We start from the raw sequence: 10,472 nt of genomic DNA, 5'->3' as shown, positions 1-10,472 counted from the left end.
CGATCTTCTCGGAAGTCCCGTGACCTGCGCAGATCAGCTCACCTTGGGGCTGGGGACACATTCGGGAGGAGGACGCCGGAACGACGCGACGAAGCGCTGCCTCGCCCGTATCAACAGCACGGGTGAGCTCCGGGCGATCGTGGAGTGCAACGACAACGACAGCTACGCCACCGTGGAGTGGTACGCGCAGGGTGCGAGCTGGAGGAGGGTTGTCTTCTCCCACTGGTACGGCAACACCAACTACGCGGTCGACAGCAACTTCACCGGCGGCGCCTACGCGTACCCGTGGAACGGCGGCCTCCACCAGCAGTGGAACTTCAAGTCGTAACCGCGTCACCGAGGTTCTCATGATCCCCGCGTGCCGATGGGCACGCGGGGATCGCGATGTTGATCAAACAGCTGACGAACAGGTGGAGGGGCCGTGCGCGCATCCCGGAGCAGAACGTTCACCCGATTAAGACGGTGACTCATTTGGTGAGTCGGCGGTAGCAAATGAGGGCTGCGGCGATAGCGGCGAAGGAGGCGAAGTGGTCGGCGCGGCGTTCATAGCGGCGGTGTAATCGCCGGCACCCGGACAGCCAGGAGACGGTCCGCTCCACCACCCAGCGGTGGCGGCCGAGCCTGTGGCTGGACTCGATCCCGCGCCGGGCGATGCGTGGGACGATGCCGCGCCCGCGCAGGAAGGCCCTCACGTGGGAGTAGTCGTAGCCCTTGTCGCCGTGCAGCTTGGCGGGCCTGCGGCGGCGCGGTCCACGGCGTGAGCGGATGGGCGGAATGCCGCACACCAGCGGCTCCAACGCCAGGCTGTCATGGGTGTTGGCGGCGCTGATCGCGACAGAGATCGGCAGACCGGTCCGTTCGGTGAACAGGTGGATCTTCGGCCCTTTCTTGCCACGGTCGACAGGATTGGGGCCGGTCAGGTCCCCCCTTTGACCGCTCGCACGCTGAGGGAGTCGATCGCGCACCGGGACCAGTCCAGTTCACCGCGGGCGCCGAGCTCGTCCAGCGGGACCCGATACAGCTTGGCCCACACCCGTGCGCTGCTCCATTCGGTGAAACGGCGGTGCACCGTCTGCCAGGAGGCGCCGAAGACGGGCGGAAGTGCCGCCAGGCGCAGCCGGTCGTGGCCACGTACACGATCGCCGCCAGGATCATGCGGTCCTCGACCCGCCGCCCGCCGCCCGCCGCCTTGCGGACGGGTCGGCGCCGGGGGGACCACACGCTGAAACAGCTCCCGCAGTTCGTCGGGCACCAGTCGCTGAAGGAACGCATCCACCATCTCCAGCCAGGTGGCGCCCGACCTCGGGCCAGGCGTTGCCGGATGCCTGCTGCTGCAATACGGCCTGGCCCCCCACCGGATCGCCGCCCTGACCACCGGCGACATCCTTCGCCACCCCTGGCACGGCAACCAGGCCTACGGCATCTACGCCTACGCCGACGGCCGGGTGATCACAAGGGTCTCCGGCAACTACCAGAACGAGCACTGGCATTTCGGCTGACAGGCACCCGTCTTTGATCTCCTGTGTGACCCGGGCGGGTCACACAGGAGTGGCCCCGCAAGCGATGTTCGATCAATCGATTCCCCCTCGGCGGGCCGCCGGCGGACGAACAGGCGCGGGCTCCGCGCGCTGGAGATGAGCGGCAAGGTGCCGGGCGCCTCGGAAGTGGCGGCGAGCACGGCGTTGATCCCGCCGGGGACGGTGGCCGGGCATCATGGCGGAGACCGCCCAGGCCGCCAGGGCCTCGCGGACGGCCACGGCTGATGCTCGCGTTAACACGGGGCCGTCGCTGTCTTGACACCCGTGGGACATGTGGCGGTGTCACCATCGCCGGGTGAGCGGACATCATTTATCAGGCGGATGGCAGCGTTTCGGAGTAGTGCTGACGGTCCTCGCCGCACTGATCGTCGGGCAGATCACGGCGGGCGCGCGATCGGCTTCGGCGGCACCGGCCACGGACTTCGTGATGGAACACACGATCCCGGACTTCGACCGGGCCGCCGCCGAGGCGGCGTACGACGCCGTGTACGACAGCCGGGAGGTCGACGAGCTCCTCGACGACGCACTGAGCGACGTGTCCCTGGCGGCGCGCATCCCGGGGCCGCTGCCGGTGTTCCCCGGGGACCTGCCGGGAACCGTGGAGATCACCGACACCGGGTTCCGGATCGTCATCCGGGCAGCCGAGATCGACGCGCTGGAGTTGTCCAGCACGGACTGGATCGTCGTCGCCGCGGCAGGCTCCGGTGCGCTTGCGGTGATGCTGTTCGCCTGCTTCGGGGCGATCGCCAATCCGTTCGTCTGCAAGGGGCTGGCCGGCGCCGCAGGAGCGGTAACCGCCCGGGTCGTCCAAGCCAAGCTGGGCGGCGAGGACATGTCCTCGACCGACTTCTGGGAGTCGGTCTTCGTGGCCGCGCTCATCGGAGGGGGCTTGGGGGTGTTCCAAGAGGCCGTGTCGCAGTTCGCCCAGGCGTTCGCGAAGATCATCTTCAGGTGGATCGGCAACAAGATCCTCGACTTCGTCATCTGGCTGGGCTCCTGGGCCAGCGCCGGCGCCAGGGCCGCCGCCACCTGGTTCCGCGACTTCCTGACCGAGATCGGTGAGAGGCTTCCGGCGGCGATCGAGCACGAGCTGCACCCGATCCCGCCGCCGATGGACCTCCGGGTCATGCCGCTGGGCGACTCGATCACCTACGGACAGGGGACCTCCGACCTCTCCGGTTACCGGGCCCGGCTGTCGAGCCAGCTCGCCGACGACGTGGACTCCCTCGACTACGTCGGCTCCCAGCAGAGCGGCCAGCTGTCCGACCGGGACCACGAGGGGCACCAGGGCTGGACGATCGACCGGATCAGCGACATCGCGACCTGCACGGTGCGCGAGTTCCGGCCGAACGTCGTCACGCTGCACATAGGCACCAACGACATGTGGCGCGACCTCAACGTGGCCGCCGCCCACGAGCGGCTGCGCAACGTCATCCGCAAGATCCTCACTGCCGCGCCGGAGACCACGGTCCTGGTCGCCACCCTCATCCCGTCGACCTCACCGGCGGTCATGGAACGCATCCAGCGGTACAACGCGGCGATCCCGGGGGTCGTCGCCGACTTCCGGGCCATCGGACGATCGGTCCACCTGGTCGACATGTCCGCTGTCGGGACGGCGGACATGGCCGACACGCTCCACCCGAACGCCAACGGCTTCCGGAAGATGGGCGACGCGTTCGACCGGAAGATCAGCGACATCGTGCGGAACGGCGTCATCTGGCGGCCCAAGGCCGGCGTCCCCGGAGCCTGTGGCACACCGCCTGGTCCGGCCCCGGGAAACCCTCCGGGCGTCGGCATGGACGGCTGGAGGACCGAGGGCATGATCGCCGCCGGTGTGCCGGGCGGCACGCGCGAGGAAGTGCGGTTCGCCGACGTCGACGGCGACGGCCGCGACGATTACCTGATGGTCGACCCGCAGGGCCGGGTCCGCGCCTGGGGCAACAACCTCCCGTCCCCGCGATGGATCGAGATGGGCGAGGTCGCCGCCGGCGTGCCGGGCGGGACACGGGACGGACTGCGGTTCGCCGATCTCAACGGTGACGGCCGCGACGACTACCTGATGGTCGACGCGCAGGGCGGGGTCCGCGCCTGGGGCAACGTCCTGCCGAACCAGAGGTGGACCGAATGGGGTGAGGTCGCCGCCGGTGTCCCGGGCGCGACGCGGGATGAGGTCCGGTTCGCCGACATCGACGGCGACGGCGCCGACGACTATCTCCTGGTCGGCTTGCAGGGTGAGGTACGCGCCTGGGGCAACAACCTTCCCTCCCCGCGCTGGATCGAACGGGGCGTCGTCGCGTCCGGATTCGGCGCGACCCGCGACGAGGTGCGCTTCACCGACCTTGACGGTGACAGCCGCGACGACTACCTGGTCGTGAACGCGCAGGGGCAGGTGCGGGCCTGGCTCAACGCCACCGGCCAGACGGGCGTCGGGGCATGGCTGCCCCAGGCGGTGATCGCCGCCGGTGTCGGGACGTCGCGGGCGAACGTCGAGTTCGCGGACGTCGACGGAGGCGGCCAGGCCGACTACCTGACGGTGAACGCCTCCGGGCAGGTCTGGGCCTGGATCGGCGAGCTGTACATCGGATCCGAGCGCTGGGACCGCCAGGGCGTGATCGCGGCCGGTGTCCCGGGCGGGACGCTGGCGGAGTTGAGGTTCGCCGACCTCGACCAGAACCGCAAGGCCGACTACCTTCTCGTCAGCCCGCAGGGCGCGGTCCGAGGCTGGGGCAACGACCTGCCCTCCCCGAGGTGGACGGAACTGGGCCAGGTCGCCGCAGGTGTGGCGGGCGCGACGCGGGAGGAGGTGCGGTTCGCCGACCTCGACTGCGACGGCCGCGACGACTACCTGATGGTCGACCCACAGGGCCGGGTCCGCGCCTGGGGCAACAACCTCCCCTCCCCGAGGTGGATCGAGATGGGCGAGGTCGCCGCGGGCGTACCGGGCGGGACACGGGACGGATTGCGGTTCGCCGACTACGACGGCGACGGCTGCGACGACTATCTGATGGTCGGCTCGCAGGGCGAGGTACGTGCCTGGGGCAACAATCTGCCGTCCCCGAGATGGACTGAATGGGGCCAGGTCGCCGCTGGCATCGGCCTGCACGACTCGATGATCACCTTCGCCGACATCGACGGCGACCGCCGCGACGACTACCTGTCGGTCAGCGGCCAGGGCCGGATCTGGGCCTGGCGCAACACCGGCAGCACGACCTGGCCCATTCAGGGCGAGATCACCGCCGGCCTCAACGCGCCAAGAGGCCAGGTCTTCCTCGCCGACGTCAACGGTGACCGCCGCGACGACTACCTGATCTCCAGCTCCACGGGTGTCGTGTCGGCTTGGGTCAACAACGGCCTGACGCGCAAGGGCTGATCGGACGGTACGTGACGCTCCACCATCGAGGCCAAAGCGACTGTTAGGGCCTGTTTCAAAGTCGGGTGAGCCAGTCACAGAGGGCGGCGATCTGGATCGTGGCGGTATAGCGGACGGCGAGCCTGTCGTATCTGGTCGCGATGGCGCGGTGGCCTTTGAGCGGGGTGGGGGTTCCGGTAGTAATCGCCGAAAATCCAACGGATATACCCCTGACCTGCTCGGATGTGAGGGCGTCGTATCGCTGGTCTGCCGGTTGGTGGGTGCGGCGGGCTGGGCTGAAGATGCCGCTGACCTCGTCGGAGTGCTCCACGTCGACGCTGGCGAAGCAATATCCGTTGGATTTTCCGCCGTTGCTACCGGGACCCCTCAAGCGGCGCAAGGGCGCCGAGCGGCGGCCGGAGGCGCTGGAGTTGGAGGCTGCGGTCCATGACCGGCTGCCGCAGCGGGCGCTGCTGGACATCCTCACTCGCACCGCCTATCTGCTGGGCTGGCACCATCACTTCGGCCCGGCCTCCGGCTCGGATCCGAAGATCAAAGAGGCCTTGGCTCGCTATGTACTGACGGTGTTCGCGCACGGCACGCTACTCGGCCCGTCCCAGGTCGCAGCACACATGCGCGGCAAGGTCAGCGTGCACGAGCTCTCGCTGGCAGGCAACAAGCACGCCACCGCCGGCAAGATTGAGAAAGCGTCGGCGACGGTCGTCAACGCGTTCAACAAGCTGGACGTGGCCGGCGTGTGGGGCGACGGAAAGACCGTCGCCGCGGACGGCTCCCAGATCGACACGTGGGAGAACAACCTCCTCGCGGAAACGTCCATCCGGTACGGGGGATACGGCGGGATTGCCTACCGGCATATCTCCAACACCTATGTCGCTCTGTTCAGCCACTTCATCCCGTGCGGGGTGTGGGAGGCGGTCTACATCATCGAGGGCCTGCTGAAGAACGCCTCCGACATCCAGCCCGATACCATCCACGCAGACACCCAAGGCCAGTCGCTGCCGGTCTTCGGCCTGGCCGCGCTCCTGGGATTCGACTTGCTCCCCCGCATCCGCAACTGGCACGACCTGATCTTCTACCGGCCCGCCCCCGACGCGCACTACCAGCACATCGATTCGCTGTTCGGGGACGAGGCGGTCGACTGGGCCATGATCGAGGCCCATTGGACGGATCTGCTGCGCACCGCGATCTCCATCCGGGAGAACAGGATGTCGTCGGTCACGTTGCTGCGCCGGCTGGGCAACCACTCCCGCAAGAACCGCCTGTACCGGGCACTCAGGGAGCTCGGCCGGGCGATCCGCACCATCACGCTGCTGCGCTATCTGTCCGAGCCGCAGCTGCGGGAGCAAATCACCCAGGTCACCAACCGGAACGAGGCCTTCCACGGTTTCGCCGACTGGCTGATGTTCGGCGGCAAGCTCATCGGCCACAACGACCCCGACTACCAGGAGAAGGTCATCAAGTTCAACGAGTTGCTCGCCAACTGCGTCATGTACTCGACAGCCCTGGACATCACCGACGCCGCCAACGACATCGCCGCCGAGGGACAACCTGTCGACCTGGACGACCTGGCGACCGTTTCCCCCTACATCACCCACACCGTCCGCCGGTTCGGCAACTGGACCCTTAACCTCACCCCGCCGGATGACACCCCCAACACCCGGTTGGACCTGGAACCACGAGTGTTGTTCGCCGCGGCCCTGGCCTGATGCCCGTTGCAGGGGTGGCATGATGACGAACCCGCACGTCCCAGCTCGTGCCTGGATGGCCGAACAGGGGCCGCTCACAGCAACTGTGCGGCCAGCTCCTGCCATTGACGCAATGGCGGCTCATCTGGCGTGGCCGTCAGCACGTGCAGGCTGACGTGATCCGCACCGGCGTCGAGATGCAGTTCAACCCGCCGAGCGACGTCCTCCGGACCGCCGGTGGCCACCAGGGCGTCGACCAGCCGGCCGTCGAGGGATTCGGCGTCGTCGAATCCCAGGTCGCGCAGCAGCGCGAGCCGGTTGGGCAGGGCGGCGGCTGCGTGGGCACGGGCCAGCTCGGCCGCGCGGGCGCGGGATGAGTCCAGGACAACGAGCTGGGTGACCGCCAGCAGCGCTTGCGGCCCGAGCAGGCTTCTGGCCCGGCGGGTGTGCTCGACTGGCATGCCCAGCGGGTGGGCGCCGCAGGCGCGTTCGGCGGCGAGCTGGAGCATCTTCGGGCCCAGCGCGGCCAGGACCCTGGGCGCGGCGGGAGCCTGCGGGCCGAACGGGGCGGTGTCGATGGCGTCCAGGTAGGCGCGCATGGTCGCCACTGGCGGGCCGAAGCGGTGGCCGCGCACGTCGGTGACCAAGGCGGGGTGGCTGACGCCGAGGCCGAGCAGGAACCGTGCGGGGAATGCCTCGGCAAGGGTGCGTTGCGCGGCCGCGGCACTGATCGCGTCGCGGGCGTAGATGCTGGCGGTGCCGGTGGCGATGACCGTCTGCCGGGTGGCCGACAGCAGCAGGGCGGCCTGGGCCATTGCCTCGCGGCCGGTCGTCTCGGGAAACCACAGGGCCGGATAGCCGAGGTCCTCGATGGCGGCGGCCGCCTGGCGCAGGGCGAGGGCGCGATAGCGGTCCATCTCGCCCGCCCAGATGCCGACCCGTCCGAGGGCGAGCGCGTTCATCGGTCCTGCTCGGCGGTGTCCCGGGCGGCCAGGAAGCCGGCGATCTGGGCTGCTCCCGTCCGCTGCAGCCAGGTGCGCAGGTCCAGCAGGCCGGGGTGCAGGGCGCGGGTGAAGGCGACGTCGGCGCGGTAGCCGCGTTCGTTGAGCCAGGTGTAGGCGTAGGCGAATTCCGCGCCGAGCTGGGCGATCACCTCGATCGGGATCTGGACGTAGGGCAGCGGCCGGTCGATCGCCGCGGAGATGGCGGCGGCGATCTGGCGTGGGGTCAGTTCGTCCCCGGCCAGGTCGACCGCGCGGCCGATCCACTCGCCCGGCTGGGCAAAGGCCAGCGCGGCGAAGGCGCCGACGTCGTCGACGGCCATGATCTGCTGCGGCACGTCGGCGGCAAATGCGGTGGCCACGGCGCCGTCGTGCAGGTGGTAGGCGCCGGTGTAGTTCTCCATGAAGGAGACCGGGCGCAGGAAGGTCGCGGGCAGGCCCAGCCGGGTGATGTGCTGTTCGATCCGCCACTTGTTGATCGTGTTCTGCGGCAGTTTCTCGGTGTTGTGGCGGCCCGCGCCGGCGAGCGAGGCGTAGACCAGGTGCCGCACACCGGCGGCGTGGGCCGCGTCGGCGACGTTGCGGCCCCAGCGGACCTCGTCCTCAGCCGAGAAGCCCGCCGGGGTGCCCGGGGAGCCGACGGTGGGCTGCACGCTGAACAGGCCATAGGCGCCTTCGGCGGCGGCGATGAGTGAGGCGAGGTCGTCCATCTCGGCGCGGACGAGCTCGGCGCCCGCCTGCGCCAGCGCCCGAGCCGCTGCGGCCTTCGGATCGCGCGTCATCGCCCGTACCTGCCAGCCGTCGGCGAGCAGTTGCGCTGTCACGGCTCGGCCCTGCAGGCCGGTCGCCCCCACCACCACGATGGTCTTCACGATGTGTCTCCAGACGGTAGGCATGCGGAGGCCACCCACCTAACTGGGGTGGCCCTCCGGTTCTGAGTGAGTACGATATGGAGGGCCACCCCGTTTTTGCAAGCCCGCCGGAGAACACATGCCGCCCGACAGCCGTACGACCTCGCCCACGCGTCCGATGCGTGCGGACGCGCGCCGCAACTACGACCGCATCCTGGCCGCGGCCGCCGAGGCCATCGCCGAGCACGGAGCCGAGGCGTCCCTGGAGGAGATCGCCCGCCGCGCCGGCGTCGGCTCGGCCACGCTGCACCGCCACTTTCCCTCCCGGCAGCGACTGCTGGAGGCCGTCTTCCGCGACAAGGTCGAGACCCTGTGCGCCACCGCCGCCGACCTTGCCGCCGACTCCGACCCCGGGCACGCGCTGGCAGCCTGGCTGGGAGCCGTCGCCCGGCACGCCGTGGCCAACCGGGGCCTGGCCGCCTCGCTGATGCGAGGGGCCCACGACGGCGATCCCACTCTGGGTGCCACCTGCCACACGATGATCACGGACGCCGGTGCGGACCTGCTGGCCCGCGCCTGCCGGGCGAACGCCGCACGGCCCGACGTCTCGATCACGGACCTGCTCAAACTCGTCAACGCCATCTGCCTGGCCGTTGAGCAGGAACCCGACGGCGCGGCCCAGGCCGACCGGCTGCTCACCCTTGCGCTGACCGGAGTGCACCCTGCAGGAGAAACGGCGGGCCGAAAGATGTGACACAGAAGATGAATTATCTGTCACACTGGCCACCAGCAGACGGCGTCCGCCCAGCTCGGCCTCCGCCGCGCCGCAGGCGACTCGGCAGCATTATGTGTCACATCGACGTGGAGGAGGGCGACCCGTGTCCGTCGTGGCGTTCCCCAGCCAGCCTGACCCGACCTCCTTCCCCGGCACGGCCGGCTCGACCACCGCCGCAGCGGTCGAGCGCTTCCTGGAGTCCCGCACCGCGGCCACCACCCGCGCGGGCTACGCCGAGACCCTCACCCGCCTGACCGCCGTCATCGGCCCGCAGCACCCCGTCGCCGCCCTGCAGCCGGAGCACTACGCTGCGGTAATGGACCGCTGGAAGGCCGCGGCCGCCGCCACGTGGAACCGGCACCTGTCCGCGCTGGTCTCCTTCACCACCTGGGCCCAGCGCCAGGACCTGCTCGTCACCAACCCCGCGCGGCGCCTGGAGCGCCGCAAGAGCGCCCGCCGCGGGGACCGCGCCATCCCGGCCACCCGGCTGGACAAGCTGTTCACCGACCCCGCGCACGCCCTCCGGGAACGAGTGTTCTGGAGGCTCCTGTACGACACCGCCGCCCGCGCCGAGGAAATCCTCACCCTCAACGTCGAGGACCTCGACCTGGAGTTCCGCCGCGCCCGGGTCACCAGCAAGGGCGGCGCCCTCGAGTACGTGCACTGGGCCACCCCCACCGCCCGCATCCTGCCCCGCCTGCTGGCCGGCCGCACCGCCGGGCCGGTGTTCCTGGCCGACCGGCGCGCTCCCACCTCCGGGCCCCGCGCGCCAGCGGCCGCCGACGTCTGCCCCGTCACCGGCCGGGGCCGGCTGTCCTACCCGCGCGCCGAGTACCTGTTCAAGACCACCTCCGCCCAGCTCGACCCACACCGCCAGGGGTGGACGTTGCATCAGCTCCGGCATAGCGCCTTGCAGCATCTCGCACAGGCCGGGCGTACCGCCCCGGAGCTGCAGGCCAAGAGCCGCCACCAGCACCTGGCCAGCCTCGGCCGCTATGTGCGCCTGGGCGAGGAGACCTCCGCCCGCATCACCGCCGAAGCCGACCCCGCCCAACGTCGCCGCGCCCGCTGACCCTGGACCACCCACCTCACAGAGGATGTCGCGTCTACAGCCGAACCCGCTGAGCTGCGGTTACAGCAGCCCGCGGCCCCTTTCCGGCGTATTCCGGCCGCCCCCGCAGAAGGGCGCGGCGCAGTTCCGGGGTCCAGGCGTGCTCCTCGACGCCGATCACCCGCCGGGCCGGTGCAGTGT

Annotated in this window: 8 protein-coding genes and 1 pseudogene; 6 read left to right on the top strand and 3 right to left on the bottom strand. The window is 70.0% G+C overall.

Annotated features, from left to right (window positions below; genetic code table 11):
- Positions 1-328: hypothetical protein (locus ACSDR0_RS47535; protein WP_435295591.1), on the top strand; the 328-nt coding region annotated here is incomplete at its 5' end.
- Positions 329-467: 139 nt separating this feature from the next.
- On the opposite strand, the pseudogene ACSDR0_RS47530 reads toward ACSDR0_RS47535, so the two are convergent.
- Positions 468-1,279, bottom strand: a pseudogene (locus ACSDR0_RS47530) (IS5 family transposase).
- 10 nt (positions 1,280-1,289) lie between these two features.
- Between ACSDR0_RS47530 and ACSDR0_RS47525 the strand changes: the two are divergent.
- The 3 genes from ACSDR0_RS47525 (at position 1,290) to ACSDR0_RS47515 (ending at position 6,614) form a co-directional block, all read left to right on the top strand.
- The gene (locus ACSDR0_RS47525) at positions 1,290-1,499 is read left to right on the top strand and encodes a hypothetical protein (protein WP_435295590.1); all 210 of its coding nucleotides are present in this window, start codon (positions 1,290-1,292) and stop codon (positions 1,497-1,499) included.
- A 466-nt stretch (positions 1,500-1,965) separates the two neighbouring features.
- Complete coding sequence (locus ACSDR0_RS47520; RefSeq protein ID WP_435295589.1) at positions 1,966-4,908, top strand: FG-GAP-like repeat-containing protein; 2,943 nt, start codon at positions 1,966-1,968, stop codon at positions 4,906-4,908.
- Between the two features lie 350 nt (positions 4,909-5,258).
- Complete coding sequence (locus ACSDR0_RS47515; protein ID WP_435295588.1) at positions 5,259-6,614, top strand: transposase; 1,356 nt, start codon at positions 5,259-5,261, stop codon at positions 6,612-6,614.
- A gap of 74 nt (positions 6,615-6,688) precedes the next feature.
- Here ACSDR0_RS47515 and ACSDR0_RS47510 read toward each other — a convergent pair whose 3' ends face one another.
- Both ACSDR0_RS47510 and ACSDR0_RS47505 read right to left on the bottom strand, forming a co-directional pair.
- The gene (locus ACSDR0_RS47510; RefSeq protein WP_435295587.1) at positions 6,689-7,555 is read right to left on the bottom strand and encodes a TIGR03620 family F420-dependent LLM class oxidoreductase; all 867 of its coding nucleotides are present in this window, start codon (positions 7,553-7,555) and stop codon (positions 6,689-6,691) included.
- Complete coding sequence (locus ACSDR0_RS47505; RefSeq protein WP_435295586.1) at positions 7,552-8,466, bottom strand: NmrA family NAD(P)-binding protein; 915 nt, start codon at positions 8,464-8,466, stop codon at positions 7,552-7,554. Before ACSDR0_RS47505 ends, ACSDR0_RS47510 begins: the two co-directional genes overlap by 4 nt.
- 118 nt (positions 8,467-8,584) lie before the next feature.
- Here ACSDR0_RS47505 and ACSDR0_RS47500 point away from each other — a divergent pair, with 118 nt between their 5' ends.
- Positions 8,585-9,199: a TetR/AcrR family transcriptional regulator gene (locus ACSDR0_RS47500; protein ID WP_435295585.1), complete on the top strand. Its 615-nt coding sequence runs from the start codon at positions 8,585-8,587 to the stop codon at positions 9,197-9,199.
- 124 nt (positions 9,200-9,323) lie between these two features.
- Positions 9,324-10,292 carry a tyrosine-type recombinase/integrase gene (locus ACSDR0_RS47495; RefSeq protein WP_435295584.1) on the top strand — a complete coding sequence of 323 codons (969 nt, stop codon included), beginning with the start codon at positions 9,324-9,326 and terminating at the stop codon, positions 10,290-10,292.
- Positions 10,293-10,472 lie beyond the last annotated feature (180 nt).

This window comes from Streptosporangium sp. G11 (genome assembly GCF_051192615.1).
In the GTDB taxonomy this organism is placed as follows: domain Bacteria; phylum Actinomycetota; class Actinomycetes; order Streptosporangiales; family Streptosporangiaceae; genus Streptosporangium.
Note: the sequence above shows the minus strand (reverse complement) of the source record. Positions and strands in the feature narration are given on the sequence as shown.